Origin of the sequence: Nonomuraea sp. NPDC023979, assembly GCF_040639085.1 — a bacterium.
Classification (GTDB): Bacteria; Actinomycetota; Actinomycetes; order Streptosporangiales; family Streptosporangiaceae; genus Nonomuraea; species Nonomuraea ceibae.
Genome location: NZ_JBEZZG010000047.1, coordinates 1 through 26,175, shown reverse-complemented (window position 1 = coordinate 26,175; position 26,175 = coordinate 1). Strand labels below are relative to the sequence as shown.

At 68.0% G+C, this 26,175-nt stretch carries 24 protein-coding genes and 12 pseudogenes; 18 read left to right on the top strand and 18 right to left on the bottom strand.

Features of this window, described 5'->3' with window-relative positions; all coding sequences use genetic code 11:
* Nucleotides 1-125 precede the first annotated feature (125 nt).
* From AB0G11_RS44845 to AB0G11_RS44825, 5 genes are all read left to right on the top strand, one after another.
* Nucleotides 126-1,133: a Tn3 family transposase gene (locus tag AB0G11_RS44845; RefSeq protein WP_357593046.1), complete on the top strand. Its 1,008-nt coding sequence runs from the start codon at nt 126-128 to the stop codon at nt 1,131-1,133.
* 45 nt (nt 1,134-1,178) lie between these two features.
* Nucleotides 1,179-1,562 carry a hypothetical protein gene (locus AB0G11_RS44840; RefSeq protein ID WP_357593044.1) on the top strand — a complete coding sequence of 128 codons (384 nt, stop codon included), beginning with the start codon at nt 1,179-1,181 and terminating at the stop codon, nt 1,560-1,562.
* 200 nt (nt 1,563-1,762) lie between these two features.
* Nucleotides 1,763-2,254, top strand: a complete 492-nt coding sequence (locus AB0G11_RS44835) for a hypothetical protein (RefSeq protein ID WP_357593042.1) — start codon at nt 1,763-1,765, stop codon at nt 2,252-2,254.
* A gap of 207 nt (nt 2,255-2,461) precedes the next feature.
* Nucleotides 2,462-3,232 (top strand): hypothetical protein, encoded by a 771-nt coding sequence (locus AB0G11_RS44830; RefSeq protein ID WP_357593040.1) that lies wholly within the window; start codon nt 2,462-2,464, stop codon nt 3,230-3,232.
* Between the two features lie 428 nt (nt 3,233-3,660).
* Entirely contained in the window at nt 3,661-3,939 is a 279-nt protein-coding gene (locus tag AB0G11_RS44825) for a hypothetical protein (RefSeq protein WP_357593038.1), read from the top strand.
* Nucleotides 3,940-3,984: 45 nt separating this feature from the next.
* Here the strand turns inward: AB0G11_RS44825 and AB0G11_RS44820 are convergent.
* The 4 genes and pseudogenes from AB0G11_RS44820 to AB0G11_RS44805 form a co-directional block, all read right to left on the bottom strand.
* Nucleotides 3,985-4,401: pseudogene (locus tag AB0G11_RS44820) on the bottom strand (transposase); the annotation flags it as partial.
* 205 nt (nt 4,402-4,606) lie between these two features.
* Complete coding sequence (locus AB0G11_RS44815) at nt 4,607-4,759, bottom strand: hypothetical protein (RefSeq protein ID WP_357593036.1); 153 nt, start codon at nt 4,757-4,759, stop codon at nt 4,607-4,609.
* 525 nt (nt 4,760-5,284) lie between these two features.
* A pseudogene (locus AB0G11_RS44810) lies at nt 5,285-5,419 on the bottom strand (WhiB family transcriptional regulator); the annotation flags it as partial.
* Nucleotides 5,416-5,535: pseudogene (locus tag AB0G11_RS44805) on the bottom strand (alpha/beta hydrolase fold domain-containing protein); the annotation flags it as partial. The pseudogenes AB0G11_RS44810 and AB0G11_RS44805, both read right to left, overlap by 4 nt.
* Before the next feature lie 605 nt (nt 5,536-6,140).
* Here AB0G11_RS44805 and AB0G11_RS44800 point away from each other — a divergent pair.
* Entirely contained in the window at nt 6,141-7,139 is a 999-nt protein-coding gene (locus AB0G11_RS44800) for a MerR family transcriptional regulator (protein ID WP_357593034.1), read from the top strand.
* Between the two features lie 5 nt (nt 7,140-7,144).
* Here the strand turns inward: AB0G11_RS44800 and AB0G11_RS44795 are convergent, their stop codons facing one another.
* The 4 genes and pseudogenes from AB0G11_RS44795 to AB0G11_RS44780 form a co-directional block, all read right to left on the bottom strand.
* On the bottom strand, nt 7,145-7,462 hold the full coding sequence (locus AB0G11_RS44795) for a hypothetical protein (RefSeq protein WP_357593032.1): 318 nt from the start codon (nt 7,460-7,462) through the stop codon (nt 7,145-7,147).
* A gap of 465 nt (nt 7,463-7,927) precedes the next feature.
* Nucleotides 7,928-9,370, bottom strand: a pseudogene (locus tag AB0G11_RS44790) (Hsp70 family protein); the annotation flags it as partial.
* 15 nt (nt 9,371-9,385) lie between these two features.
* Nucleotides 9,386-10,171, bottom strand: a pseudogene (locus AB0G11_RS44785) (serine/threonine-protein kinase); the annotation flags it as partial.
* A gap of 1,357 nt (nt 10,172-11,528) precedes the next feature.
* Nucleotides 11,529-12,302, bottom strand: a complete 774-nt coding sequence (locus AB0G11_RS44780) for a DUF2690 domain-containing protein (protein ID WP_357593030.1) — start codon at nt 12,300-12,302, stop codon at nt 11,529-11,531.
* 51 nt (nt 12,303-12,353) lie between these two features.
* On the opposite strand from AB0G11_RS44780, the gene AB0G11_RS44775 reads away from it, so the two are divergent.
* From AB0G11_RS44775 to AB0G11_RS44760, 4 genes and pseudogenes are all read left to right on the top strand, one after another.
* On the top strand, nt 12,354-12,554 hold the full coding sequence (locus AB0G11_RS44775; RefSeq protein ID WP_357593028.1) for a hypothetical protein: 201 nt from the start codon (nt 12,354-12,356) through the stop codon (nt 12,552-12,554).
* Between the two features lie 478 nt (nt 12,555-13,032).
* Entirely contained in the window at nt 13,033-13,197 is a 165-nt protein-coding gene (locus tag AB0G11_RS44770; RefSeq protein ID WP_357593026.1) for a hypothetical protein, read from the top strand.
* A 43-nt stretch (nt 13,198-13,240) separates the two neighbouring features.
* Nucleotides 13,241-13,351 (top strand): annotated as a pseudogene (locus tag AB0G11_RS44765) (BTAD domain-containing putative transcriptional regulator); the annotation flags it as partial.
* Between the two features lie 60 nt (nt 13,352-13,411).
* Nucleotides 13,412-15,532 (top strand): tetratricopeptide repeat protein, encoded by a 2,121-nt coding sequence (locus tag AB0G11_RS44760; protein WP_357593024.1) that lies wholly within the window; start codon nt 13,412-13,414, stop codon nt 15,530-15,532.
* 67 nt (nt 15,533-15,599) lie between these two features.
* On the opposite strand, the gene AB0G11_RS44755 is transcribed toward AB0G11_RS44760, so the two are convergent.
* Complete coding sequence (locus AB0G11_RS44755) at nt 15,600-15,794, bottom strand: hypothetical protein (protein ID WP_357593022.1); 195 nt, start codon at nt 15,792-15,794, stop codon at nt 15,600-15,602.
* A gap of 32 nt (nt 15,795-15,826) precedes the next feature.
* On the opposite strand from AB0G11_RS44755, the gene AB0G11_RS44750 reads away from it, so the two are divergent.
* Nucleotides 15,827-16,567, top strand: a complete 741-nt coding sequence (locus tag AB0G11_RS44750; RefSeq protein WP_357593020.1) for a helix-turn-helix transcriptional regulator — start codon at nt 15,827-15,829, stop codon at nt 16,565-16,567.
* Between the two features lie 13 nt (nt 16,568-16,580).
* Here AB0G11_RS44750 and AB0G11_RS44745 read toward each other — a convergent pair whose 3' ends face one another.
* From AB0G11_RS44745 to AB0G11_RS44735, 3 genes are all read right to left on the bottom strand, one after another.
* Nucleotides 16,581-16,724 carry a hypothetical protein gene (locus tag AB0G11_RS44745; protein WP_357593018.1) on the bottom strand — a complete coding sequence of 48 codons (144 nt, stop codon included), beginning with the start codon at nt 16,722-16,724 and terminating at the stop codon, nt 16,581-16,583.
* A 473-nt stretch (nt 16,725-17,197) separates the two neighbouring features.
* The gene (locus tag AB0G11_RS44740) at nt 17,198-18,532 is read right to left on the bottom strand and encodes a NucA/NucB deoxyribonuclease domain-containing protein (RefSeq protein WP_357593016.1); all 1,335 of its coding nucleotides are present in this window, start codon (nt 18,530-18,532) and stop codon (nt 17,198-17,200) included.
* A 158-nt stretch (nt 18,533-18,690) separates the two neighbouring features.
* Nucleotides 18,691-19,236, bottom strand: a complete 546-nt coding sequence (locus AB0G11_RS44735) for a hypothetical protein (protein ID WP_357593014.1) — start codon at nt 19,234-19,236, stop codon at nt 18,691-18,693.
* A 91-nt stretch (nt 19,237-19,327) separates the two neighbouring features.
* Here AB0G11_RS44735 and AB0G11_RS44730 point away from each other — a divergent pair.
* The 4 genes and pseudogenes from AB0G11_RS44730 to AB0G11_RS44715 form a co-directional block, all read left to right on the top strand.
* Nucleotides 19,328-19,399, top strand: a pseudogene (locus AB0G11_RS44730) (hypothetical protein); the annotation flags it as partial.
* A gap of 62 nt (nt 19,400-19,461) precedes the next feature.
* A pseudogene (locus tag AB0G11_RS44725) lies at nt 19,462-19,524 on the top strand (hypothetical protein); the annotation flags it as partial.
* Nucleotides 19,525-19,869: 345 nt separating this feature from the next.
* Complete coding sequence (locus tag AB0G11_RS44720) at nt 19,870-20,196, top strand: hypothetical protein (RefSeq protein WP_357593012.1); 327 nt, start codon at nt 19,870-19,872, stop codon at nt 20,194-20,196.
* Nucleotides 20,193-20,507 (top strand): hypothetical protein, encoded by a 315-nt coding sequence (locus AB0G11_RS44715; protein WP_357593010.1) that lies wholly within the window; start codon nt 20,193-20,195, stop codon nt 20,505-20,507. Before AB0G11_RS44720 ends, AB0G11_RS44715 begins: the two co-directional genes overlap by 4 nt.
* A gap of 382 nt (nt 20,508-20,889) precedes the next feature.
* On the opposite strand, the pseudogene AB0G11_RS44710 reads toward AB0G11_RS44715, so the two are convergent.
* A pseudogene (locus tag AB0G11_RS44710) lies at nt 20,890-21,132 on the bottom strand (Tn3 family transposase); the annotation flags it as partial.
* A gap of 18 nt (nt 21,133-21,150) precedes the next feature.
* Nucleotides 21,151-21,330 (bottom strand): annotated as a pseudogene (locus AB0G11_RS44705) (IS5/IS1182 family transposase); the annotation flags it as partial.
* Between the two features lie 227 nt (nt 21,331-21,557).
* Between AB0G11_RS44705 and AB0G11_RS44700 the strand changes: the two are divergent.
* On the top strand, nt 21,558-22,196 hold the full coding sequence (locus tag AB0G11_RS44700) for a DUF998 domain-containing protein (RefSeq protein ID WP_357593008.1): 639 nt from the start codon (nt 21,558-21,560) through the stop codon (nt 22,194-22,196).
* Here the strand turns inward: AB0G11_RS44700 and AB0G11_RS44695 are convergent.
* Nucleotides 22,123-22,287, bottom strand: a complete 165-nt coding sequence (locus AB0G11_RS44695; RefSeq protein ID WP_357593006.1) for a DUF3649 domain-containing protein — start codon at nt 22,285-22,287, stop codon at nt 22,123-22,125. The two genes, AB0G11_RS44700 and AB0G11_RS44695, sit on opposite strands and share 74 nt — an antisense overlap.
* On the opposite strand from AB0G11_RS44695, the gene AB0G11_RS44690 reads away from it, so the two are divergent.
* Both AB0G11_RS44690 and AB0G11_RS44685 read left to right on the top strand, forming a co-directional pair.
* Nucleotides 22,232-23,296 carry a histidine kinase gene (locus AB0G11_RS44690; protein WP_357593004.1) on the top strand — a complete coding sequence of 355 codons (1,065 nt, stop codon included), beginning with the start codon at nt 22,232-22,234 and terminating at the stop codon, nt 23,294-23,296. The genes AB0G11_RS44695 and AB0G11_RS44690 overlap by 56 nt on opposite strands.
* Nucleotides 23,293-23,949, top strand: a complete 657-nt coding sequence (locus AB0G11_RS44685) for a response regulator transcription factor (protein WP_357593002.1) — start codon at nt 23,293-23,295, stop codon at nt 23,947-23,949. Before AB0G11_RS44690 ends, AB0G11_RS44685 begins: the two co-directional genes overlap by 4 nt.
* A 235-nt stretch (nt 23,950-24,184) precedes the next feature.
* On the opposite strand, the pseudogene AB0G11_RS44680 reads toward AB0G11_RS44685, so the two are convergent.
* The 3 genes and pseudogenes from AB0G11_RS44680 to AB0G11_RS44670 all read right to left on the bottom strand — a co-directional run.
* Nucleotides 24,185-24,952 (bottom strand): annotated as a pseudogene (locus AB0G11_RS44680) (IS256 family transposase); the annotation flags it as partial.
* Between the two features lie 167 nt (nt 24,953-25,119).
* Entirely contained in the window at nt 25,120-25,581 is a 462-nt protein-coding gene (locus AB0G11_RS44675) for a VOC family protein (protein ID WP_357593000.1), read from the bottom strand.
* Nucleotides 25,578-25,937 (bottom strand): annotated as a pseudogene (locus AB0G11_RS44670) (SRPBCC domain-containing protein); the annotation flags it as partial. The pseudogene AB0G11_RS44670 and the gene AB0G11_RS44675, both read right to left, overlap by 4 nt.
* Nucleotides 25,938-26,175 lie beyond the last annotated feature (238 nt).

Sequence of the window (26,175 nt, the reverse complement as noted above, 5' to 3'; positions counted from 1 at the left end):
AACCATAGATTTCGACCGTTGGGTGGGCGTTGGCCGCTTGTTGGGTTCTCGAGGCGCCTGGCCCCGCCCTCATCGGCGAACGTGCTGTCGCGACATCTCCGGCAGGATGACCGTGGGGCGCAGCTATGGATGGCTGCGCTGACAGCAGCGATGACGACGTCCTCGGCAATCCCGTGGAGGATCCAGAGAGCACCCAGGCCTCCGACAGATACGCGAGGCCGGCGCCGGCCTGGGCCGCCAGGCGCAACCCGTCACCGGATGCCACAGGAGGACTGGCCGGCACTATTGCGGGGATCGCCAACAGGTTCTCGACGACCGCCTACACCGTACTCAAGCAGGCCAAACCATCCGGCAAGGTCAAGATCACTGCCGAGGATGTGGAGTACGGCGCCCAGGGTGGAGCGTCGGTGGCCGGTCTTCGTGCCGGCGACACCCTCACCGTCGAGGAACTGCGGGCGGTCTGCCTGCACCTGACCGGCGAGACCGTCAGCCTCAAAGAGATCACCGCCGCGCGCAACGCCCGCCGCAAACAGCTGCGCGGCCGACTCGCCACCCGAGCCACCGTCGTCGACACCCTGCTGGCCCTGCACGACGAACCGCTGCCCGCCGCCTATCCGGCCACGACCGTCGAGCAACTCCGCCGCGAGATCAACAACGGGCTGCAGGTCGTGGAGAACTGGAACGGTGCCCACGGCAAGATCCTCTATGGTCGCGAGGGCCCCCTCACCGGCTCCGATCGCGAGCACGCCGAGGTGTCCATGCTCGCACTGCACCTGCTCCAGTCCTCGCTGGTGTTCATCAACACCCAGCCCGGCAGATCGCCCACCACCACGCCGAAGTGGGCCAGCGACTGCCCCACCGTCCGGGACAGGAAGTCTTTGCCCCGATCCACCCGGATGCCCGTCGGCAACCCGCCGGCAGGCCCATACGGCGATGTCACAAATCGGAGGCTCTACCGCCTCGGCTTCTCCGGCCGGCCGACCGGTGGGCACGGCTCAGACACCTCAGGCGGCACGATGGGCGCCTCCTGTTCGGCCCTGGCCTGCCTCTCGGCGGCCTCGTTGACAGGCGTGCCCAGCTTGGCGGAGCAAAGGCATGGAGAGCTGGAACCGCCCTCGTCAGACCGTAGATAGCCGATCTACAGCGAAACAAAAGCGGCAAGCGTGACACTTCCGCCCATGAAGCGATCACGGCGGCTCGCCACTTTCGTCACCGCTACCTTGCTCGCACTCAGCAGCCAAGCCGCAACGTCGGCACCTGCCGCTGCCGCCACATACGCGACTTGCAGCATCTTTCTCGAAACAAAGTGCTACACCGACCCGCATATTCGTGCCCCCTACGGCATGATCCGCGCGACGATCAAGGTCGATGACAACGGCAGCAATATAGGTGGCCAGGTGTATGACGGCGTCAACGGCAACCCGGTCGGGCCGTCGCTCCGCTGCTACGACGCGGGCGCGACGTGTGGAACCATCATCAAGGGCCTGACCAACCAGTACTACCTGAAGGTCTGGTGCCTGGCGCCGCCGTGTGGCGGACGTGGGACCATATACGACCACTAGGCCGTGTTTCAGGCCTAACTTGCGCGCCCGGCGCAGCGCCTCCCAAGTTTGAGCAGGCGCGATGACGGCCACTGACCTGCGTGTTCCCGCTCAGGCCGAAACTTGGTGACACGCCAGGGCCTGGCGCGATGCACTGATGGAGGCCAAGCGGACCCCAGACAATTCCTCAGCCGCCAAGTAGTGACCTTTGGAGAGGCGCCATGATGAGAAAAGCAGCGCTCGAAGACGCACCGACGAAGGGTGCCGCCCCGGTACATGACGAAACCCAGACCCAGCCGGCACGCAGGCCGTTCGGCGCCAACCCCCTCCGCAGCGCGTTCGTCACCCTCCTGGTGGTAGTACTCGCGCTCACGGTCGCGCCGGGCACCGCATCGGCCGGAGGCTACGACCTGGGTCCCTGCAAATCGGGGATGGTCTGCCTCCACAAGAACAGTCTGGCGGACGCCGACATGATCAAGTCGTCCTATGTCTCGCTCGGGCCCCTTCAACTGTCCCCGAACACGCATTACTACATCGTCAACAACGGAAAGCAGCAGACAGGATACGACCACTATTATTTCGAATACGCGGGCGTCACTAAGTGCCTGCACTACAACGTAGGGTCGAAACTTGAGCCGGGCGCATGGGTGCACTTGTACTCGCCCGCTTACCATATCCTGGTCGATCAGCGATGGGGAGGCGAATGCCCGTAGGTTTTACTCGGGGCCGACAGCACCTGTCGGCCCGCCGGTTCCGGGCAGGCCGTTGGCGCCCTTCTGCCTCTACTGGCTCCATTCATGAGTGCCTCCGGGGTGCCGCGGTGTCGTGTTAGGACTGCCGGGATGCTGGCGAGTGTTAGATCTGAAGTCGAAGCGTGATGGTCTACGGTCTCGCTGCGATGATCGACAACAGGAGAGCTGATGTCATTACTTCGTATCCGAATTCCACTGGTGGCTGCGCTGACCATGCTGGTCCTCTCCGGGATCCTCGTCACGACGCCTAACGCCAGGGCGGCCTCCGCGCATGCCCCGGCTCCCTACAGCGTGCTGCAGATGAACCTATGCAACAGTGGTAAAGCCCCCTGCTACAGCGGTGGCCGCTCCGTCCTGGAGGGGGTGGAGCTCATTGAAGCAAAACTGCCCAGCCTCGTCACTCTTAACGAAGTATGCGAAAATGACGTCACCTTCCTGCGCGACAGGCTGTCAGTTCGCGGCTACGCGTACTCCGTATTCCAGCCTGCTCGCAACGGTGACGATTCTGGTCCGGCAACCTGCACTAACGGGCAGCCATATGGCATTGGCATGATCGTGCGCGGCGAGGGGTCGATCGGCTACGGCGGCCAATACGCCGCCCAGGTAGCGAATGCAGAGCGTCGGGTGTACTGGTGCACCGACTGGCTTCATCAGGTCGCTTGCATTACCCACCTCACTAACATGTCCACCGCAGTTGCAGGCCAGCAGGCCCATGAGATCCTCAGCATCGCCCAGTCGAACGGTGCCGACGTCGGCAAGAAGGCGATCGTCGCAGGAGATTTCAACCTTAATGCCATGATCGTTCCTCCAGGATTCACCAGCAGAGGCGATGGCGGGGTACAGAAAGTGATCACGCACGGATGGAGCAGCGGATCTCGTGAGATAATTGAGATGTACCACACTGACCACCCTGCATTGTTTGTCCGTCTTTATGGGTGATCCGGTCGGGGTTCTCGAGGTCGCTCTTGGACAACGAGCTGGCCTACCATCGTCAAGGTGATGTGCCACTACTGCGCCTCGTAACGGGGGACCTGGCACCTAGTTCAACCCCGGTTTTCTGGGACCCTTTGGTGACCTGGGCGACCGGACACCCATTCGCATGAGTCGACGGCCAGATCACCGACGCCGATGGCAACTGGGTCACCGCGCCCTATGGCAGCTGAGTCCTCCGTCACTACCTGGGTCATTCCGAGGACCTGCTGAGGAACAATTCTTAGCCCTCCTTCAATGGTCACGCGCTCTCTAGATCGCGCAAACCACAGGATTTGACAGCTCCCCCATGCGTCTTCGCATGGGGGAGCTGGCGGCTGTTTGTCCGGCGCCGTCTCCCGGCCTATCTGGAGAGCGCGCTCGACGAGCTGAAACGCGTGCTGCCCGACGCGGAACGCGTCGAGTTCGCCAAGCTCAACCACGGCGGCTCGGGCAACAGGAACAGGGGCGGGAATCCGCCCCTGGTGGCCAGGGAACTGCACAGGTTCTTCACGAGCGCACCACAGGCCACCGAGGTCACGGTGGCCGTCGACGAGACGAACGGGGAGGATGCCACCGCGCGCGCTCGGCGGCCCCGACCTCCGCGCCATCGAGGAGCACAGCCACTGGCAGGAAAACGCCGCAAGACCGGCGACCCTTCGCGACGTGAACGCTGAGCAGGCTGTGTCGGCCGACCGCGGCGCACTCCTGGCACGAGTCCTCTAGGCCGTGTTCGGTAGATCAGCGTTGATCCATAACAGCGTGCTGACCAAGGTGATGGCAGCTCGGTAGTTGCGGGAGAGTTTGTCGTAGCGGGTGGCGATGGCGCGCCATTGTTTGAGCTTGTTGAAGCAGCGTTTGACGACGTTGCGGCGGCGGTAGGCGGCCGGGTCGAAGGCAGGCGGGCGTCCGCCGTGTCTGCCTCGTCGTCGCCGTCCGGCCTGCTGGTCGGTGCGTTCGGGAATGGTGGCCTTGATGCGTCGGGATCGCAGATGGCTGCGGATGGCGCGGGAGCTGTAGGCCTTGTCGGCGACGACGCGATCGGGCCGTGTCCGGGGACGCCCGCCTCCTGGCCGGGCGACGGTGATCTGCTGCAGGACCTCGGTGAAGACGGTGCAGTCGTTGACGTTGCCGGCAGAGCATTCACCGGCCATTGCGCTCAGCATCACACTGCCGCTCCGGTCAAGCGGCGGGAGACCCGCCCTCCCGGAGGGGGTCGGAGGTCGAGTCGTCTCGTATCGCACACGCGTTCGGGCGTAGGATCCTGCCGATACCGCTCGATCCGGGGGAGATTCGCATGTCTGACTACGACGTGCCCGACGACCTTCTGCAGAGGGTGACGCGCTAACGCTGCCGGTACATGTCGCGTACCGCGTGCTGTAGATCCTCGGGCGGCTCCTCGCCCTCGGCGAGCGGGTAGAGGATCCGCTCCTCGGCGGGCGGGGTGGCCCACACGTCGTGGAGCATCGGGTCGTCGGCGGGGAGTTGGTCGTCCACCCTGCCAGGATGCGCGCCCGGGTGATCGTCTGCGGGCGGGCGGCGGGATGCCCCGCTATGTCGAGGGCAGGATCGGCCGCCGGACATACCGCAGATATACCGGCGTTTGCGAGGCTCTGCCCAGCGCATCTCGACGAAAGGACCCTCATGCGGAAGCTAGCTGTGGCTCTCTCCATCGCGGCAGGCACGAGCCTCCTGGTGATCCCCGCACCGGCGATGGCGACACCCACCAACTGCGGAGGCTCTGTTGGTAGCGTCAGCAACCCCTATCGGGAACGGGCCCGATACAGGTGCGACACGGGCACAGGGCACTACCGGAAGAAGATCTGGTGCCACTACGACGTGTCCAAGGCAGGCTTCGCCTACTACGGGCCCTGGCGCCTGGCTGGCAGCGGAGACTACAGCATTGCAACTTGTCCGTCATCTCTGCCCTACATCGTCAACCAGACGAACGAGAAGACCGGCTGACCTCAGCGATACGCGGACAGCACGACGCCCCGGCCGAAGGGAAGACGGCCGGGGGTGTCAGGCCGCGAGCCCGCGCATCTGCAGGCGCCAGCGCTCAGGCTCCGACATGCCGCCCCACACGCCGAACACCTCATCGCGGTCCAGGGCGTAGGCCAGGCATTCGGCTCGGACGTCGCAGGAGCGTCGTACTCGGGGAAGACGACGGCGGCGTGCACGCCGGTGGCGAGTTCGCGGACCAGGCGGTCGTGGGTGTGGGCATTGCCGAACACCCAGCCCGCGCCGTGGATGTAAAGGATGACGGGCAGCATCCCAGTGGCGCCGGCCGGGCGGACGATGCGGGCCCTGACACTGCCGGTCCGGCCGCCCGGCACAGTGATCCACTCCTCGTCGACCTGCGGCTTGGCGATCTCACCCGACTGCACCTCATCGACCGTCTTGCGGCCCTCGACGGGGCCCAGCTCGAACAGGTACGGCGGGTTGGCGGTGGCCGCGGCGAACTCGGCGGCGGCGGTTTCCAGAACGGGGGCAGTGGTGTGATGCGACATGGCGGAACTCCTTGAACATGGGTGGGTGTGATGGGTCGGTAGGCCGCCTGCTCACGAAGCAGGGGCTGAGCCGGGAAGTCGTGTCGGCGTTGAGCATGGTGGCGCCGTCGGTGTGGTCCCCGCGGCCGTCGGCCAGCCAGGCCAGCGCGGCGACGAGCGTCCGGCCGATCGGCGACTCCGTCACCAGGTCGGCCAGAGGGGGCTCGGCCGCCGGCACCTATCCCACCTGGTCGCGCCCAGGGGTGGCTGGCCTGCGACGACATCAGGGTGATGATGTCGGAGAACTGCATCGGCCCCCACAATCCGGTAGATCTCGCACAAGGGCACGGGCTTGACTCTCAAGCGGCTTGAGATTCCATAGTGGCCGCATGAGCGACGACGACCTGTACCCGATCGGAGACGTGGCGCGGCGGACCGGCCTGAGCGTGAGCGCCATCCGGTTCTACTCCGACGCCGGCCTCACCGAGCCGACGCGCGTGACGGAGGCGGGCTACCGGCTGTACGACATCCGCGCCATCGCCCGGCTCGAACTCGTCCGCACCCTGCGCGACCTGGACACCGGCCTGGACGACATCCGCAGGCTGCTCGACGGCGGCACGTCCCTGCACGAGCTGCTCGCGCGGCACCTGGAGCTCGTCGAGCGGCAGGAGCGCGGCCTGCGCGCCAAGCGCGCCGTGCTGCGAACACTGGTCAAGCAGGGCGGCACCGCCGCACAGGCGGCCCTGATGCACAAGCTCGTCTCGATGTCCGACGAGGAACGCGAGCGGCTCGTCGACGACTTCTGGAACGAGGTCGGCGACGACCTCGACGTGCCCCCCGGCTTCGTCGACCGGTTGCGCACGATGCGCCCGAACCTGCCGGAGGACCCCACGGCGGCCCAGCTCGAAGCCTGGATCGAGCTGGCCGACCTGGTGCAGGACGAGGGGTTCCGCGACGCGGTCCGCGCCTACCTCAAGGACACGTACTCGGCATACCCGGGCCGGTACGTGGCCGGCGCCCCGGTGCAGGACTTCATCCACACGACGGGCGCGCGGATCGGGGAGGAGATCACGGAGGCGTACCGTTCGAGGCTCGCGGCGGACTCGCCGCGCGCCCAGGAGCTGGCAGTCCGCCTCGCGGACGCGGCCGCCGAACTGGCCGGCAAGCGGTCCACACCCGAGTCGCGCGAGCGGCTGGCAACGGCGTACGACCTGGCCAAGGAGCTCCGGCAGGAGGACTCCCCGGAGGAGTCCAGGTACGCCGCCACCCACGGCCGGTATCTGTCCCTGGTGGCCTCGATCAACGGGACCCCGGCCGACGCCGACGAGGAGACGGTCGCGCTCACCGGATGGCTGGCGGAGGCCCTGCGCGCCTCGGCCCGGCGGTAGCCGCCTCACACCAGGAAGACCAGCTCGAAGGCGATCAGCGCGTCGAGCACGCCGCACCACTCGGCGTCTGAGCGGGCCACGACCTTGCCGCGCTGCAGGTGCACGAAGTCGCAGATGCCGTGCAGCAGCCATCCGTCGGCGATCACGTACCGGCCGACCTCGGGGGCGAGGGCCAGCCCGGTGAACGCCATCGCCCCGAACAGAATCATGCCGGCCGCTTGGAGCCTGAACTCCGGGGATCGGCGCACGCGCTTGTCGATGACGCCCCAGAACAGCGCGACCAACGCCAGGGCGAGCAGCACCGGGTCGGTCACGCTCGGCATGCCCGTTTGTCCCGCCAGGCTGGCGTCCGTGTCGGCGCGATGTTACGCCGACACGCGGACGGCGCCACATGCGGTCTGCGGCCCGTGGGCGCGCGGCTGCCTCTGACCCGCCGCGGGTGCGGCCCGCAGCTCGTCGGACGGCGCATGTTGCCACGGCGGCCTCGTGCGTACCGGTGAGGTTCTCACGCCGGTCGTACGCCGACCGGTCATACGCCGACCGGTGTGGCTGTGGTCGCTCCCGTGCGTTTGCGCGTCCCGCCTCGCGGGACGGCTTCCTCCGCCACCGTCCGGCCTCCCATGGCAGGGCGGGTACGTGATCGTGGGTGAGCAGGGGCGACACCTGACGACAGCCGCCCAGCCATTTCCGTCCGGTCTCACAGGGCGTAGACCGGCATGCCGGTGCTCTTGGACCTACGCCAGGACAGGGAGCAGCGCCTCGGCCGTAGCGTGTGAGGGGGAACGCGACGACACCGCCAACGACTGCTCCCTGCCGGTGCCGATGTCCCTGGCCGAGACGCTGATGATGCCGCCGGCGTCGACGTCGAGGGTGACCTCGATCTGCGGCACGCCGCGCGGCACGGATGGCAGGCCGGTCAGCTCCAGGGTGGCGAGCTTGCTGTTGTGGGCGGCGATCTTGAGTTCGCCCTGGTAGATCTGGATCTGCACTGTCGGCTGGCCGTCGTCGGCCGTGGTGAGGATCTCCGCTCGCCTGGCCGGGATCGTCGTGTTCCGCTGGATCAGCTTGGTGAAGATGCCGCCCCGGGTCTCGATGCCCAGCGACATCGTGGTCGCGTCCAGCAGCAGCACGTCCTTGATCTCGCCTTTGAGCACGCCGGCCTGCCAGGCGGCCCCGGCGGCGACGAGCTCATCCGGATCGGCGCCTCCGCGCGGTTTCTTGCCGGTCAGCTGCTTGACCAGGGCGGCGACGGCGGGCATGCGGGTCGCGCCGCCGGCGAGCACCACCCGGTCGATGTCGTCCGGACTGGTTCCGGCGTCGCTGAGGGCCTGTTGGAAGGTGCGCTCGCAGCGTTCCAGCAGGTCGGCGGTCAGCCGTTGGAGCTCCGTGCGGGTCAGCATCTCCTCCAGGTGCAGCGGGCCCCGGGCGGAGGTGGCGATGTAGGGCAGCCTGATGAATGTCTCCGCCTGGGCCGACAGCTCGATCTTGGCGTTCTCGGCCGCCTCGCGCAGCCGCTCGACGGCCGTGCCGTCGGCCGACAGGTCGACGCCGTGAGCGTTCCTGAAGCGGTTGACGAGCTCGTCGGCCACGCGCTCGTCCCAGCTTTCGCCGCCCAGTCCGAGGACTCCGGCTGTGGCACTCACCGTGACCGCGCCGTCGAAGACATCGGCCAGCGACACCTCCAGGGTGCCGCCGCCCAGGTCGAAGACGAGTATGGTCTCCTCGTCCCACGGGTAGTGGGCCATCGCGGCCGCGGCGGGCGCGGCGATGATCCGCACCACGGTGAGGCCCGCGATGGCGGCCGCCTCCCTGACCGCTTGCCGCCGCAGCTCGTCGAAACCAGCCGGTACGCTGATCACGGCGTCGGTGACACGCTCGCCGAGGTACGCCTCGGCGTCCCGGACCAGCTTCAACAGGATGTGGGCGGTGATCTGCTGCGGGGTGAACGTCCGGCCGCCGATCTCGATCGTCCGTCCGGTGCCCAGATGGCGTACGGCCGAGCGGACCGTCCGTCTGGCGCCGGTGACCGCTTGCCGCCTGGCGGGCTCGCCGACCAGGATCTCACCGTTCCCCGCGAAACCGACCACCGACGGCGTGGCACGCAGGCCCTGCGCGTCAGCGATGACGGTGGGCCTGCCGCCCTGGAGGACCGCGACGGCGCAGGCGGTCGTCCCGAGATCGATACCGACGATTCGGTTCCCCGACGGGCGCCGGGACCGGGCCGCCCGCAGGGCGTGGGCGATGCCGTCGGCGGAGTTGGGACGCCGGTCGGGAAGCTTGGCGAGCAGCGAGCCGATCAGGCGATCGATGTCCGGGCCGATGCCGGGACGCAGCGTGCTGGGCGGGTCCGGGGTCCTGGTGGCGTGCATGTAGGCCAGGACGCGTAGGTCGGAGGCGGGGAAGACGGGCCTGCCGGTGAGCAGGTGGTACAGGGTGGCGCCGAAGGCGTACAGGTCGGCGCGGTGATCGACGGACCGGCCTTCGAGCTGTTCGGGCGGCATGTACAGCATGGTGCCGATCACCATCCCGGTTGCCGACAGGCCGGCGGTCGCGCCCTGGAGGCGGGCGACACCGAAGTCGCAGATCTTGATGGTGCCATCGTCCAGCAGCATGAGGTTGGCGGGCTTGACATCGCGATGCACGATCCCGGCCGCGTGCGCGGCGGCCAGCGCGTCGGCGACCTGCGCGCCGTAGTCCAGGACCCGGTCGACCGGCAGGCCGCCGGGGTGGTCGTCCAGGACGGACTTCAGGTCGCGGCCTCGTACGAACTCCAGCACCAGGAACGGGAAAGCCAGTTCAGCGCCGTCGCGGTTTTCCCGGTGCTCGCCCCAGTCGTGGACGGCGGTGATGTTGGCGTGGTTGAGGCGCGCGGCTGCCTTCCCCTCGCGCCTGAACCGCGCCAGGGCCTCGTCGTGCCGCCGGTCGTCGGCCAGCAGGCCGGCCCGCAGCAGCTTGATCGCCACCGGCCGGTCCAGCGTCTGGTCGACACCCTGCCACACCTCGCCCATGCCGCCCCGGCCGAGCAGCCGCACTAGCCGGTAGCGGCCGGCCAGCTCCGTACCGGCTCGCACATCCCACCTCCGCGCCCCGCATCGAACGAACGCGCCGGACGGCGCCCCGGTCCGCACTCTATTGGGACGGTGACGCCTGGAAGATCCCAACGCCTCTTCCGCTCCCCAACACGGCTCCCCAGCACGGCGAACGGGATGCGACACCTGCCGACGGACTCGTGACCGAGCTCCACACGACCCGCGGGTGCCGCGTCCGGCCGGATGGTGTCGTGCTGTGTGACAGTCGCCGGACTGTCACACAACCGGGCGCTGCTTTGTCTCAAGGGCGCTGGCCTGGCGATGGAGCACGGCTCGCCCAGCCTGCTGTTCCATCTGGCACCAAACATCTGGTCCCCCTCGCGGGTGATCGGCTGGGGGTGGGGACGTTGCCGGAACGGCTGGCCGCAGCTCAACGTGTCCGGCCAGGACACGTACGGCTGTTAGGACAAGCGCGAACGTGAGTTTCCCGCGCTGAAGACGCACCGTCAGCTGCTGGATGTCCGCGCCGAACTCGGCCCCCTTTAACTCCTTGCGCTCTACTCACCGGGCACTCCACCAGCCTAGGGACGGGGCCACCTGCTGCAGATGCGTGAAGAGCGCCGCTGGTGGATTCGGTCGGTGACATCGCGGGGTTGTGTCCCCGGCGAGGTGCCCGGCGCCGGTCTGGACGTCGCGAAGCTGACCCCGCGAATCCTCTGCGCCACCGCCGCCACCCTGCTCCGGGCCACGGGCGTCGCCATCGAGGACGTCCAGGAACTGCGCGGGCACGCCTCGCCGGTCATCACCCAGTACTACGACCGCAGCCAGAGCGCGCTGGATGGCCACGCCGCATACCGGCTCACCGGACAACACGCCCCCAGCCCCGGCGAGACCCCCGCCGGGGTCACGGCGAAGAGAGGCGGAGGATGCCGCCGTGCACGCTCGCCGGCCTCGCCTCCCGCGCCATCGAGGAGCACAACCGCTGGCAGGAACGCCGCAAGGCCGGCGACCCCTCACGGCGAAAAGGCTGACCAGCCTATGCCGGCCGACCGCGGCGTGCTCCCGGCACCGCTGGCGCGGAACCGTCAGAGGACGCCTCCTCACGTCACGTCGGAGTCGGCAGGTGCCCGTGCCCGTCATGCCCGCCAAATGGCTGGCGCCGACGTGGTGTCGTGAGCAGCAGGCCCCACGATCGAGAGGCGAACGCACGAAAGGCATCATGCGGGCCTCGCTTGTTCTGGCTCAGGAGACCGGCTGTCCGAAGCTCAGCATCGAGATCTTCGGCCAGGGTCGCAGACCGGAGGGCCCACCAACCGCCGAGCCGTATCCGACTTCGTCGTCTGGTGGGCCGGTGGTCAGGTCAGGCGCGCCAATCGGTGCAGCCGACCATCTGCGCGCAGGCGTTGTGGCGGTCATCGCCGGTGTTGCGGTTCATGGGGGTCCAGCGTTTGTTGTTCGTCAGCGAGGCGACAACGACCTGCTCCTTGTCGGTGTACCAGCCGTAGGTCGTCTTGACCTGCCGAGTGGTGCGGATCTTGATGTCGCCGCAGCAGGCCGCCCGGTCGTTCACCCAAACGGCCCAGCGGGCGCTGCACTTCGCCGAGGTGACGAGTCGAACGGAGGTGTACTCGAAGTGTCTGATCTCCAGGGTCTTTGCGTCGTCGTCGCAGCCATAGGCTGCCGGATCCTTGCCGACGCAGGAGGCTCCCTTGCAGGACAGCGCCGTCGTGGCGCCCGACGGGCCGCCGGAGAGGGCGAGGGTCGTGCCGCCAGCGCCAGCGCCATCGCGGTGAGCGTGCGTGCGATCGTGGTGCTTATGGGCATGATGTCTCCTTGCAATCAGAGGTTGAGGTCGCGCAGCGCTCGGTTGAGCACGTTCCTGTACAGCACTGAGCTGCCTTCCTTGGTGGGGTGAAAGGACTGCTGGGAGATCGCCACGCCGTCGGGGCTCTCTCCCTGGGTACGGTCGACGGGGGTCGGCGAAGGACACGGACGCGCCGGTCTTGACGGCGGCGGCGGCCGCGGCCGTGGGCAGGGTCTCGTTCAGGACGCCAGCCATGTCGCCGAGCCAGGCGGAGGTGCCCTCGCCGATGCCGGGAACACAGCCGCCGTCGAACAGCCGCGGATAGCCCATGAGGACGATGGCCGCGTTCGGGGCCTTGCGGTTGATCTCCAGCAGGGTGTCGTGGACGGCCGGGCCGACGACGTCCCCGATCTGCCGCGGGACGGATTCGATGAGCGGGACGCCGCAGTCCTCGTCCAGCGCGGTCAGCTGGCAGGGGAGCGGGGACGGCAGGCGGAGGATGCAATGGGTGAGGATCGCGCTGAAGCGGGCGTCGTTGCCGCCGACGGACAGCGCGACGAGCGTGGTGTTCTCGTCCAGTAGCCCTGGTCGAGCTGGGCTCGCTCGCGATACTGGCCCTCGCCGGTCAGGTTGCCGGTGAGCGCGCCCGAGCAGGCGTGAAACTGGTGCTCCAGGGTTGGGTCCCAGGTGTCGTGCCGCGCGCCGATGCTCCGATCCGGCCGGTCGGTGAGACTGCCCGCGCGGGACCAGGCGAACTTGGAGCGGTGGCAGGCGTTGCCGTACTTCCAGAGGTAGTCGGGGTCCTTGTAGGTGCCTTCGACGCCGCCGCCGTCGCTGTCGGTCTCGGTGTAGTAGTCGTGCTGAGCCGCCGTGGAAGCGCCTTCGCCGGAGGCGTAGGAGTAGCCCAGCGAGACGATCTGGTGCCTGGGCTTGGCGCCAGGAGCTGGAAGGCGACGGCGTCCCAGGCGACGCGCTGTTCGCCGTCGCCGTCCTCGGTGAGGTTCGACAAGGAGACGGACGGCACGCCGTCGAAGTCGAAGACGCCGAGGGAGACCCAGCGGTGCTGCCGGACGCGTTGCAGGACCGCGCGCCCGCTCCGGCCGTCCCCGGTGTCGACCGTGTGACGGCCTGCTGGGTGGCGGCGTTGTGGTCGGGGATGTGCACCAGCACCCGCGCCCACTGGTCGAGCGAGCGGCCGAGGGTCCAGGTGCCGGTGACGCGGTAGGCGCCGTCGGAGGGCTGACGGGTGTTGGCGAACCAGAAGTGGCCTGTGGGGCGACGGCCGGCAGGCGGAGGCGCTGGCCGTCTACCACGACGCCGCCGAGTTTCTGGCGGGCGAGCTCGGGCTCGACCCCGGGCCCGAACTGCGCGACCTGCAGCAGCGGATCCTCCGCCAGGACATGTGCCCGGTCAGGCCGCTCAGATCGACGCCGGCCGTAGTGCCGGCGCAGCTCGCTCCGCCGAACTCCGCCTTCACCGGCCGCGCGCGGGCGACTCGCGCGCTGGACGGGCTGATCGACCCCCGGAGCCCGGCGCCGGCCGCGGTCATCAGCGGCATCGCCGGAGTCGGCAAGACCGCGCTCGCCCTCGACTGGGCCCACCGGAACCTGTCACATTTCCCCGACGGCCAGCTCTTCGCCGACCTGCGCGGCTACGACCGCCTGGCCGAACCGCTCGCACCCCACGACCTGCTGGGACGGTTCCTGCGCGCGCTGGGCCTCACCGGCGAGTACATCCCCGCCGACCCCGACGAGCGCGCGGCGCTCTACCGCAGCGTTCTGTACCCGCTGCGGGTGCTGATCCTGCTGGACAACGCGGCCTCGGCCGCCCAGGTCCGGCCGCTGCTGCCGGGCGCGCCGGGGTGCCGCGTGGTGGTCACCGCCCGGCCCCGGCTCGAAGACCTCCTGATCGAGTACGGCGCCGCGACAGTTCCGCTCTCCCCGCTCGACGACCGCGAAGCCGTCGACCTGCTCGCCGGCGTGCTCGGCACCCCCAGGGTCGAACGCGAACGAGACGACGCCGAGCGGCTCGCCCGGCTGTGCGACGGCCTTCCCCTGGCCCTGCGGCTGACGGCCGCCCGGCTGACCAGCCGCAGGACCGGCACGATCGCGGAGCTGGTGGCGCAACTGGAGGACCGGCAGCGCCGGCTCGATCTCCTGAGCGGCGAGCGGCTGCAGGTCCGGAGCGGCTTCGAGCTGTCCTGCCGCGACCTTCCCGGGCCGGTGATGCGCGCCTTCCGGCTGCTGAGCCTCCTCGACGCACCCGGCGGGCTCGCGGCTTGGCACCTCGCGGCGCTGCTCGGCCAGCCCGACCTGCGCAAAGCCGGCGCCCTGCTGGACGCCCTGGTCGACGCGCAACTGCTGCAACCCCTGGGAGCCGACTGCGCCGGGCAGCGACGCTTCCGCTTCCACGACGTCGTACGGCTCTACGCCGCAGAACGCGCCGAGGCGGACGAGCCCGAGGAGGAACGGCACGCGGCCACCCCCCGCGCCCTCGGGGCCATGCTGGCGCTCACCGCCCACGCCGACCGAGCCTTCCGCGGCGAGGACATCGACGAGGTCCACGGCACCAGCGCACGCTGGCTGCCCGACGACCACGCGGCACTCGTCCCCGATCCGATGCTCTGGCTCGACGCCGAACGGCTCAACCTCTCCGCCATGATCCGGCAGGCCGCGCGGGCGGGCTGGTCGGAGCCGTGCTGGGAGCTGACCGCCACCAGCTCGATGCTGCGGCAGCGACGCGGCTACCAGGACGATCAGCTCGCCGACTACGAGCACGCCCTGCGGCTGTGCCGCCGGCAGGGCAACCTGCGCGGCACTGCCGCCCTCCTCCTGAGCCACGGCGGCCTGCACCACCAGATGGGCAACCTGTCGCTCGCGGCCGCGTGCGCGAGCGAGGCGGTCGACCTGTACGGACGCCTCGGTGACAAACGCGGGCACGCGCTGGCCCTGGCGGACTCGGGCGTCGCCCACCGGGCGCTCGCCGACTGGAAACCCGCCCTGGAGGCCTTCGAACAGTCCTTCAAGATCTTCACCGACCTCGGCGACCTCGCGTCCGCCGCGTACGTGCTGTTCCACCTCGGCGCCCTGCACCAACGCCGCGACCACTTCGACAAGGCGCAGGCCGCGGCCGAACAGGGACTTGCCCTCCTGCCGCCGGGCATCCCCGAGCTCGAACTCCACCTGCGTCGCGCCCTCGGCGACGCCTACCTGCGCCAAGGGCGGATCCAGGAGGCCCATGACGTCCTCACCGACGTCGTACGGGGCGCCCGGGCGCGGCGCGACCTCGTCCAGGAAGCCGAAGCGCTGCTCGTCCTGGGCGAGACCGAAGTGGCGGCCGGCCGCCTCGCCCAGGGCCGGGCCACCCTCACCACCGCGCTGGAGCAGGGCCGCCAGTTCAACGGCAAGAACTTCGAGGGACGGGTGCACCTGGCCCTCGGCCACGTCATCGACGGCCGGCACGTCGAGCATCTGAAGACGGCGGCCGAGATCTTCGCCGCCTCCGATGCCCCCGCCTGGCACGCCAAGGCCCTCGCCGCCCTCACAACCCACCAGCCCTGACCGACGCGCACTGCCTGATCACTTCAGCGGCCCCCGCGCCCACCACAACCAGCGCTACGGGCTTCTCTCAGAGACCGTAAGTGGATTTACCCTCAAGTTCGGGAATCTGTCCGTAGTCACTCTTGCCCGGCTGCCACTGGCCATTCTGCTCCTCTCTCTTTCCGGCGGGGGTCTGGCGCCAGATCCAGCTCACTGCATACGATCCGGCATACCAGAGGGCCGCCAGGCCGAATATTGTTAGAATAATGTCGAGACCCTGCACGGGTCACCTTCCTTCCGTGTGAGAGAGCCATCATGCTCAGCTCCGCCGACCATGACAGGATCGATGCCGTCGTGAGCGCCTGCGAGCACGCCCAAGGGCTGAGGGACCTGCGGGAAAGGGTGCTCGACGGGCTCGCCACCTGGCTGGACTACCGGTTGACGACCTTCTTTGTCGCACCTGCTTTCCGGGACGTCTTCGACGACCGGACGCCGGTCACCCATGGCCTGTCCGAGCATGTGGTGAACGCCTATCATGAGCGTTTCCGGCACGCGGATCCGTTTCGCGCAATCGTGACGGAGGGATCCGTCCGGAAGGCCGGTCCCGTGTCGCTGGACCAGCTTTATCCATTGACGCAGATATCGCACCGCGATTATGCCCACCGATTTCTCATCAAGAATGACATTCGCGCGAAGATCGTGGTCCCGGTGCAAGGCACCGGGACCATGGCCGGGATCGGGCTGCTGGCATCGGAGTCCGGATCCTTCGGCGAACGTGACCTGGCGCTAGCGGGAAAGCTCGCGCTGCGCCTGTCCGCCTTCTTCAGGCTGTGGTCCGGCGTCGCCGACCCGGCCGGCCTCGCGGTCCTCACCGCCCGTGAGCTGGAGGTCTGCGAGCGGGCCGCAGCCGGTCGCATGGACCGGGAGATCGCCCTCGACCTGCACCTCGGCCTCCATACGGTCAAGGACCATCTCAAGCAGGCCTACCGCAAGCTTGGCGTGCGCAACAGGCACGAAATGGCATTGCGGCTCTTCGGCCTGCGTTTCACCCGGTGACCTCCGGGGCCCGCTACTCCCAGGATGAGCTGTCCGGGTTGTTCCAGGGCGCGTCGGACCACGAGCTGTCCGCGGCGGTCGTGGTCGGGTTGGTGAACTGGTCGTCGTACCACCTGTCGAGCGCGTCGCGCTCGAAGGGCGAACCGTAGACACTCATGGGGGTCTCCTCCTTCGTCGATGGGCTTTCACCTTCGCGCGGGTCAACCCCGGGGGCAATCCCTCGGACGAGGGGGGCCGTCTCACGATGTGAGGGGACCTTGCTAGGACGGCGGCGTGTCCAGGGCGGTGCGTGGCAAGCGTGGCCGGCCCCGCCAGCGGCCACGCCCCGTTTGAGGAAGGTTGCCTCAAGGGTTTGGAAGGCGAACTCACAACCCTTTTGGCGCGACGTCAGGCTCCGGTATTCTCCAAGGCCACCTGGTCTTTTTGGGAGCACGCTCAGTGAGGGCGCCTACTCAGAGCTGCTTTGCGGCGGCCAGCCGCAGCGGCCTCAGCGCAGCCCCTCACGCAGCGGTTTCGAATCGGTCAGGGTCTCGCACCACGATGCGCTGGTGCGAGACCCTGGCTTACCTGAGCTTGACGTGCCCCGTGGTCGGCGGTCATGTATTCAGAGACGGCCGGGAGCAAGCGTGGTCAGTTGTCACCACCACCATCATCATCATCATCGACAACGTCAATGGTGAACCGGTCATTGTGAATGATGCGGTCCAGGCTGTACCAGGTCCCGAGGATGCGTCCACCAGTCTGGTTGTGATCGCGATCGATGGGACGTGCGGAGTAGCGGTTGTCGCCCTTGGCCGCTCCCTCGTAGGTGGAGGCGAAGGGGTATTCGTCGCAATCCCGGGCTTCTCCGGTCACGGGGTCTGTCGTGTAGTCCTCGCCCCACTCGGCGACACAGGTCCGCACGGCTGCGGCATGATTTTGCCGCCGGAGGTTGGGATTCTCCGAGGGCCGGTAGATCCGGTGCAGGTAGTCGACATCGTCTCCGGGCTTCCAGTCCGGTCCCGGCCATTTGCCGGGGATGGTCTTCGTGCCTTGATCCCACTGGGGATGGGTGGTTTGCGCATTGTTCTGGGCGTCCCAGATGTGCTGCGCCTCCTGCGCGATTCTGGTGTCGCTGGTGCGGAAGCGCAGGAAGGGCAGAACGCGGTCGAAGATTGTTCCGTGGCTGCGGGAGCCTTCGATCCGGTTGCTCTTGAGGTACCAGGCCGAATCGAAGCGGACGGTGTTGGGCCAGGAACGGGCCGGCTTGGTCCAGGGGCCCAGGATGCCGGGTAGGAAGATCGCCTGGAAAGCACCGGTTGCGCGACGTTCCCTGCTGGTGGTCAGCGGCCTGCTGTTGGGCGAATGGAATGCGAAAAGGATCTCTGGTTCGCCCTGGATCCAGTCGGAGACCTTGCGCTTGACACGTAACGGCGAGCGTGCGACACATGACCCGAGCTGTGGCCAGCCCTGGCACACCATCGCCACGGTGAAGTCCTCGTTCAGGATGCCCTCGTCGGCATCCCATTCATCGAAGGTGATGCCGAAGTCTACGCGCCGCCCGCTTTCCGTGTTGTCGGCCTGCCAGGCCCAGCCGCGCATGGTGAACTTGAACTCCAGGTCACCGAGGTGCTTGCCGCGGATGTCCTTGAACTCGAGTTTCACGTTCTGCCACTGGCAGTAGGAGGCGTGGTCCTTGACCCAGCCGCCATACAGTCGCCCGTCGGCGTCGTCGTCGTGATCGTCGCCCTTGTCGTTGTCGCGACATTCTTGCACCCCCATGCTGGGTATCGCTTGCACCCTCGGACTGAGCATCTCCGATGCTTCGGTGCCGTAGAAGATGCCGTTGCGTTCGGCGAAGTCGCGGTTCTCCTGGTCGCTGGATGGGCTTACTTCGGGTGGGGCGAGCATTGATGGGTTGCCGGCCGAGCCGGGGGGCGGCGGGGCCGCCTCTGCGGAGATCGGGGGAATGCTGGTGAGGCTCACAGCGATGATGAGGGTGAGTGCTGCCGCGAGCCAGGACTTACGCCTGGATAACACAGCCATACCTCCTGAGTAGCGTGTGATGGCCACCAGGAACGGTAACTGGCTTCCTTGCTGAGCGAAACCACTCAAGTAAGTATCTGATATAAGAATGAGACAAACTATATATGCAGCGTAATGGGTAAGTTTCCCTCCGTCTCGATTGAGTTATGATTTTTTTGGGACGGCCAAAATTGAATTAAGTAGCGCTCTATTCCGTCGAGATCATTCGCACGTTCCAGTAGTTCGTCACGACGTGCCAGCTCAGCGATGCGCCGCCGCACCTCTGTGCGTCCCTGCGCGCGGATGCGGCAATGGTATACACCGTACCCAGCGCGCAGCCGCAGCCCGCGCAGATCATCCCCTTGGGTGCCCGGGGCTGCGATCACCAGATATTCCTCGATCTCCAGCTCATGCTGAGACTCCAGCTCCCATGTGCGCCAGCCGGGAGGATCGCTTGCAGGTGCGCCGGTCCACTCCTCGACGATCAAGGCAACGTCTGCGACACCGTCTTGCGCGCATTGGATGGTGAAAATATTGTCTTGCGCAGTAACGAAATCTTCGCCGTGCGGCTCCGAGCGCTCGCCACTCTCACTTCCGACGTCGATCGTGCCGTATTCCGGGCATGACAGCAGCTCCAAATACGCTACGCGGCGACCGGTGAGCATTGTGTAATTCCAATCCAAGTTTCAATTTCCTGGCCGATCTATAGTCTTCCCTGGCTGGGGCGGGATAGGCCCACGCCTCTGGGCTTCTGATATGAAGACCATGATCAAGTGCGAGATCATCGCCGAACGCCGCCAGGCCTGCAGCTACCGATCAGGGCGCGTGTTCCTGGCCGGGGACGCCGCCCACGTCAACTCCCGTCGGCGGCCAGGGCGTGAACACCCGGTATCCGGGACGCCTTCAACCTGGGCTGGAAGCTCGCCGTTACCCTGCACGGCTGGGCACCGCCCTGGCTGTTCGACACCTACCACGCCGAGCGGCACCCCGTCGGCTCCGCCGTCCTGGCCATGGCCGACCACCTCACCGGGTTCACGAGCGCGCCTGGAGATCAACCGGCGCGTCATGGCGACCCTGGTCCACCACCCTGCTGCGGGCCGCCGGCGTCGCCGTTGAAGACGTCCAGGAACTGCTTGGGCACGCCTCGCCGGTCACCACCCAGCGCTACGACCGCGGCCAGAGCGCACTGGACGGCCACGCCGCCTACCGGCTCACCGACCTGCTCACCGGACAACCCACCACCGGCCCCGGCGAGGCCACCGAGGTCACGGTGGCCGTCGACGAGACGAACGGGGAGGATGCCACCGCGCGCGCTCGCCGGCCCCGACCTCCGCGCCATCGAGGAGCACAGCCACTGGCAGGAAAACGCCGCAAGACCGGCGACCCCTCGCGACGCAAACGCTGAGCAGCCGGCCGCGGGTGGCCTGCTTGGCGCGGGCATCGCCTCCTTCCTCGGCCGGCGGCTCGGCACCGGCACCGCGCTGACCTGCACGGCCGCGGTCGAGGGGCTGGCCATCCTAGGGCTGGCCGCCGCTCCTGGTCCGTACGTGGCCGGGCTGGCACTGGCCGTCTGCGGGCGGGCATGGGCGCCACGATGGTGCTCGGCCCCTCACTCCGGCAGGTGATCGTCCCAGCTCATCTGATGGGCCAGGTCGCCTCCACCTCCCGCATGCTCGCCATGTGCGCCGCCCCGTTCGGTGCCTTCCTCGGCGGCTGGCTGGCCACCGCCTACGACGTACGCACCCCGCTCTACGCCGCCGCCTGCCTCCTCCTCACGATGACCGCCGTCACGGCCACCATGACCAGCAACCGCCGAGTCGAGACGGCACTACGCAACGCTGCCACGACCCGCGCTCCAGGTCACCCGGAACCCGAGGATCGTCTTCGGAAAGGCACACCCGAACCACAGCAACCCACCGAGGCTCCGGCACGCTGAGCAGACCCACCCGCAACCGGGACGGCCGAGACGGTTGGGAACTAGTTATTTCTTAGACCATGGAGCCAAGCCCGGGACGGCCGCTGCCGTGGCGCGACAGAACTATCGTGCGCGCGGTCACTTGGGGTCGGCGTAGGGGTTGACCTCGGCGTAGGCGTCGTCGGCCTCGGTGAGGTCAAAGCTTCCTCCCACCGGCTGGGGGAAGGCCAGCTGTCCGGGCCACCGAATGCGGTACTGGTCGTTCCAGCGGGGGCTTGGCGACGTCGCCGCCCAGCTCAAAGAAGGCCTCAGGACAAGGATGCCTGCCGTGGGCGCGATCCCGGCCGCTACACCCCCTCCTTGTCACTCCGGCGTCGCTGTCGGGCACGTCGGGGATCTCGCCGAGCTGTCGCAGCCCATCGGCCGGGGCAGGGGAGGCGATGGCATAGCGGCCCAGGACATTGAGGTGGGCGTGGCCGAGCGGGCTGAGCCGGGCAGCGTCCTCATCCTTGACCGGCATATCCTGCGCCCGCAGCTGGTCGACGGCGGCCGACAGGTACTTCGAGTTCCACAGCGCGACCGCATTGACGACCAGCCCCAACGCGGCTAGTTGATCTTCCTGGCCCTCCCGCTGAGAGCGCTTAACGAATGAAGAGAGTCGCCGCCAGGAGATGAGCGCGCAGGCCAGCTTGAGGAAGGCCTCGTGGATGTCGGATCGGACTTCCCAGCGGATGCGCAGGCCGGAGCCGTGCTCGGTGCCACGCTGGGCGATCAGCGGGCGGATCTGTAACTCCCGGACCAGGCGGCGGTACTTGTCGTGGTCGTAGCCTCGGTCGGCGAGCACCGCGCCGGCCGCTGGCGGGGGCCGGCCACGCTTGCCGCGCACCTTCAGGACTTTGAGCGCAAGTCCAGGCGCGGCGTTGGCGATGGCGTACCCGGGCCGTTGGCCTGAGGGTAGAAGGCCAGCCGTCGTACATCGATTGGTGTAGCTGACTACTCCGATGGCTCAGGCTCAGGTGACGCGTGGGGAACGATGTGCCCGGCCGTCACCGAAACCTATCTTTGGGAGCCATGAGCAAGAAGTTCTCTTTGACTGGTTTCGCGATCGCTATCCTTTCCTTCGTGGTATCCGACGTGATCAACCAGGGTTACGACCCGGTGGACGAGACGATCAGCAGGTACGTCAACCTGCCATACGGCTGGCTGGTGATCGTCGGCCTGCTGGGGTTCGCGGTCGGGACCGCGGCGCTGGCCGCGCGGACCGCGGGCAGCGGGTGGAGCCGGGGACTGTTGTGGTCGTGGGCCGGGTGCGCCCTCATCGCAGCGATCTTCCCGGCTGATCCGCCCGGCAACTGGTCCAACCCCTCCCTGTCGGAGAGCGTGCACGGGGTGGCCGCCTGGGTCGGGCTTCTCGCGCTGGCGATCGCGATCGTAGGACTCACCCTGCGCTGGCGGCGCGAGCCCGCGTGGGCGTCGAAAGCGCGGGGGCTGACTGTGCTGGCATGGGCGTCGTCGGTGGCGTTCCTGCTCTTCGTGGTGGCGATGGCGGACGCGATGGCCTTCACGCACACGGCTCCGCTGGGCCTGGCTGAGCGGGTCCTGCTCGGCCTGAACCTGTGCTGGCTCGCCCTGGCCGCTACCGGCCCGACGAGGACTCGGCCCCTGGCCACGGGTTCCCCAAGTCACGTGACGGTGGGCAACAGGGCGTGAGCGTAGGCACGATCAGGCCGCGCCATGCCCGCACGGTGGATCTGGCGCTGGCCCTGCTGACGGGCGTGGGCGTTAGCGCGGGGCCGGCCATGATGGGAGCGCCGCTGCTGTGGCATGGCGGGCCCGCCCTGGGGATTCTCCTGGGTGGACTGCTGCTGGCTCGCCGGTACCGTCCCCTGCTTGTGCTCGTCCTGTCCGCGCTGGTTCTCATCGGCTACCAAAGCTCCGGTCTGTTCGAGGGCGGCTGGATCTGGCCTCTGTCGGCCGCCTTGTTCACCGCCTCGCTCACCCGGCCCGGCTGGGCCGCCGGCGCCGGCGTCCTCACCTTGGCGTACGGCGTGGGCTGGCAGGGGCTGGGCGCCACCGAAGCGCTCGCCCGCGGTGGCGTCGAGCTGCTCTGGCTGGCCGTGATGCTGGCCGCGGCGAGTGCTACGCGCCAGTACAACCGATGGAGGATTGAACACCGGGCCCGTCTCCTGCAACTGGAACAGACACGGCTGGCCGAGCAGCGCCTGCACATCTCCCGAGAGGTTCATGACGTGGTCGCCCACACCCTGGCCGTCGTCGGCGTTCACCTGAACGTCGCCGTCGCAGCCCTGGACGACTCGCCCGAGGAGGCGCGAGCCGCCCTGCACACCGCACTCGCCGTGCGCAACCAGGCCACGAGAGACCTCAAAGCATTCGTAGGCGAGCTTCGCGACCCCCCGCAGCAGGGGCTGGAGTCCATCGCCGACCTGGTCGCGCAGGCCAGGGCCGCCGGGCTGGAGGTGCGCTATGAGCCGGAGGATGACCTCACCGCCATCCCGGCGGCCCAGGCGCTCACCGCCTACCGAGTCGTCCAGGAGGCGGTCATCAACACGTTGCGTCACTCCGACGCCGACCGTCTCACGATCCAGCTCCAGGCCACAACCCGGGACCTGGTGGTGAAGGTTGTCGACAACGGGAGCACGGCGACGGACTTCACCACGGGGCACGGCCTGACCGGAATGGGGGAACGGGTCACAGCCCTCGGGGGAACCTTGCACATCGATGCTGGCCGCGGCTTCGCGGTCCAGGCCGTCCTACCCCTGACGGCTCATCTGAGCGGCTTGACGTCATGACCATCAAGGTGCTGCTCGTCGACGATCAGGCGCTCGTGCGGGCAGGCTTCCGCGCCCTGCTCGCCCGCGCCAAGACCCTCGTCGTCGTCGGCGAGGCCGCCACGGGCGAGGAATCCATCCGCCAGGCCACCCAGCTGCGGCCGGACGTCGTGCTCATGGACATCAGAATGCCAGGGATGAACGGCATCGACGCCACCCGCCACATCCTGTCCGAGCTGCCGGCCACCAAGGTGATCATCCTGACGACGTTCGACACCGATGACCATGTCTTCGACGCCCTGCGGGCCGGGGCGAGTGGCTTCCTCACCAAGGAGGTCGACCTGGCCGAACTGCGCCGGGCAGTCGAGGTCGTGGCGGTGGGCGAAGCCCTGCTGTCGCCGAGCGTCACCCGCCGCGTCGTCGAGCGCTTCGCCCATCGCCCGCGGCCCACGGCGACGCTGCACGAGCTGACGACGCGCGAGAGCGAGGTGGTCCGGCTGGTGGCGACGGGCCTGTCCAATGACGAGATTGCCGCCGCGCTGGTGATCAGCCCACTGACCGTGAAGACCCACATCACCAGGGCCATCACCAAGCTGGGAGTTCGTGACCGCGTGCAGTTGGTGATCCTCGCCTACGAGCACGGTCTCGTCAGCCCCTCGCCCACCAATCCCTGAACAAGCAACTACTGATACATGCGAGATCGTCGGGGGCGGGGGTTTCCGTAAGTGACCTCGTACCTGACAACCCCAGAAACGTGTCAGGCATGTGCGTCGGGAGCCCACGTGCCCTACATGCTTGACGCCTTCTCGGCACCCCAGATAGCGCTAGCTTCGTCCCGGATGGGACTGTCGAGATAACGGTGTTTCTCGATCTTGATTCGTTATCGGGTGATCGGGTCAGGCGGCCTTCGAAGGTGATGGCGAAGGCGTTCAGGGCGGCTTTCCAGCGGGTGATCCAGCGTTTGCGGCCGTTGCCGGTCGGGTTCAGGCTCATGATCGCCATGTAGACGCACTTGAGGGGGGCCTGCTCGTTGGGGAAGTGGCCGCTGGCCTTGACCGCCCGGCGGATGCGGGCGTTGACCGACTCGATGGCGTTGGTCGAGCAGATCACCCGGCGGATCTCGGTGTCGAAGTTGAGGAAGGGCACGAATTCGGCCCAAACGTCCTTCGTAGAAGCGCTCCAGCGCCGCGGCCTCGGTCGGCGCGGTATCGACCGGCTCGAGGGCCTTGGCGATGGCGTCCCAGTGCTGGCGGGCGGCATGCCGGAACGAGGCGCGCAACAAGTGCGCCACGCATGTTTGGACGACTGCCTGGTGCCAGACGGTCCGATGGCCTGCGGCAGGCCCTTGAGGCTGTCCCAGACCACCATCAGCGCATCGCCCACGCCCCGGTTATTGATCTCGGTCAGCACGTGCAGCCAGAACTTGGCGTCTTCGCCGCCGTCGCCGGCCCACAGGCCGAGGATGTCGCGCTCGCCATCAACGGTGACCGCCAGCGCCACGCAGATGGGCCAGTTGGCGGCCTGGCCCTCGCGCAGCTTCACATGGATGGCGTCGATGAAGATCACCGGGTGGACCGCGTCGAGCGGCCGGTTCTGCCACTCGGCCATCCCGTCCAGCACCTTGTCGGTGATGGTGGAGATGGTCTGCTTGGACACCTCCGCCCCATAGACCTCGGCGCCGCCCGTGCCACGGTCGTTCAGGCCACCCAACTGCATCTGTCATGACCTGCGCAGACCCTTCGGCGAGACGCATTTGAACGGAATGTCACGTCAAGCCGCTCAACGCTGTTCTGGCTGACGGGACTTTCGTTCGGATGCTCAAACTGTCCAACCACACGCCCTCACTAGCGCCAGGGCATGTGCTGGAGGCACCAGGTATTGCCGTCCGGGTCGGCGAAGTACGCGTAGAGCACGCCGCCGGAGTCCTCGATCTCGCTGATCTCGACGCCACGCTCGACGAGTTGGGCGCGGGATGCCTCGATGTCGGCCACCACGAGGTGCAGACCGCGCAGGGTTCCTGGGGGCATGTCGAGTGTGGGCAGGCCTTCGGCGAGGGTGATCGAGCATGCCGAACCGGGCGGAGTGAGTTGGACGATGCGGATACCGGGCTTCGGGTTGACGTCGACGTCGAGGCGGAAGCCGAGCTGGTCTTGGTAGAAGGCTTTGGCCCGTTCGATGTCGGTGGCGGGCACTGGCACGAGTTCCAGCAGCAGCGTGCCAGGTGGGACAGGCGGGTTGCCGGGATCCTTGGGAACTTCCCCGAGGTCGGCCGGGATCTCGGTGACTGGGGCAGGCGCGTCGGTCATGGTTGGTGCCTTTCGTTGGGGAGGTGTGGTGGCAGTGTGGCGAGTACAGCGGCGAGGCGGTCGTATCCTTCGCCGGCGCCACGTTGCATGGGGCTGCGCAGGACCATGTCGCGAATTTCGGGCGAGGAGTACTGCGCGGTGACGGTCATGGTGGTGTGTCCGTCTGTTTCGTCGAGAACGGTGGTGACCAGTGCCGCGCCGTCGGCCCGGTCGCGGTGGATCTCGGTCTGCGTGAGGCGTACGGGCGGCACGACTTCACGGAACAGCTCGTGTAGTTCCATCTCGGAGCCGCCCGGCCCGGTTGAGACGAACCGCCAGGCACCGCCTGGGCGTAGGTCCACCTCGCAGACGGTGAGCTGCCAGCCGCGGGCGCCGTGCCAGCCGCCGCCGTCCTGGCGGTGTTGACGGTGGTACTGACGGCCTGGTGGGCGCGGCTGCGGTCGTCCCGCCCGATCATCAAGCTGGCCCGGTGCCCGGCGTTCGGGCTGCCGTTGCTGCCGCGGCTGGCTGGCCGACCGCTACCCGCCCCGCCTCGTCCTCGGCGCCGGCGGCGCCCTCACCCTCGCCGGTACGGTGAGCATGCTCACGCTCGGC

Coding starts and splice junctions, on each gene's coding strand:
- AB0G11_RS44845 (WP_357593046.1), top strand. CDS start 126: ATGGATGGCTGCGCTGACAGCAGCGATGACGACGTCCTCGGCAATCCC.
- AB0G11_RS44840 (WP_357593044.1), top strand. CDS start 1,179: ATGAAGCGATCACGGCGGCTCGCCACTTTCGTCACCGCTACCTTGCTC.
- AB0G11_RS44835 (WP_357593042.1), top strand. CDS start 1,763: ATGATGAGAAAAGCAGCGCTCGAAGACGCACCGACGAAGGGTGCCGCC.
- AB0G11_RS44830 (WP_357593040.1), top strand. CDS start 2,462: ATGTCATTACTTCGTATCCGAATTCCACTGGTGGCTGCGCTGACCATG.
- AB0G11_RS44800 (WP_357593034.1), top strand. CDS start 6,141: ATGAGCGACGACGACCTGTACCCGATCGGAGACGTGGCGCGGCGGACC.
- AB0G11_RS44795 (WP_357593032.1), bottom strand. CDS start 7,462: ATGCCGAGCGTGACCGACCCGGTGCTGCTCGCCCTGGCGTTGGTCGCG.
- AB0G11_RS44780 (WP_357593030.1), bottom strand. CDS start 12,302: ATGGGCTATCCGCGGCTGTTCGACGGCGGCTGTGTTCCCGGCATCGGC.
- AB0G11_RS44750 (WP_357593020.1), top strand. CDS start 15,827: ATGCTCAGCTCCGCCGACCATGACAGGATCGATGCCGTCGTGAGCGCC.
- AB0G11_RS44745 (WP_357593018.1), bottom strand. CDS start 16,724: ATGAGTGTCTACGGTTCGCCCTTCGAGCGCGACGCGCTCGACAGGTGG.
- AB0G11_RS44735 (WP_357593014.1), bottom strand. CDS start 19,236: ATGCTCACCGGTCGCCGCGTAGCGTATTTGGAGCTGCTGTCATGCCCG.
- AB0G11_RS44720 (WP_357593012.1), top strand. CDS start 19,870: ATGCCACCGCGCGCGCTCGCCGGCCCCGACCTCCGCGCCATCGAGGAG.
- AB0G11_RS44700 (WP_357593008.1), top strand. CDS start 21,558: ATGAGCAAGAAGTTCTCTTTGACTGGTTTCGCGATCGCTATCCTTTCC.
- AB0G11_RS44695 (WP_357593006.1), bottom strand. CDS start 22,287: ATGGCCGGCCCCGCGCTAACGCCCACGCCCGTCAGCAGGGCCAGCGCC.
- AB0G11_RS44685 (WP_357593002.1), top strand. CDS start 23,293: ATGACCATCAAGGTGCTGCTCGTCGACGATCAGGCGCTCGTGCGGGCA.
- AB0G11_RS44675 (WP_357593000.1), bottom strand. CDS start 25,581: ATGACCGACGCGCCTGCCCCAGTCACCGAGATCCCGGCCGACCTCGGG.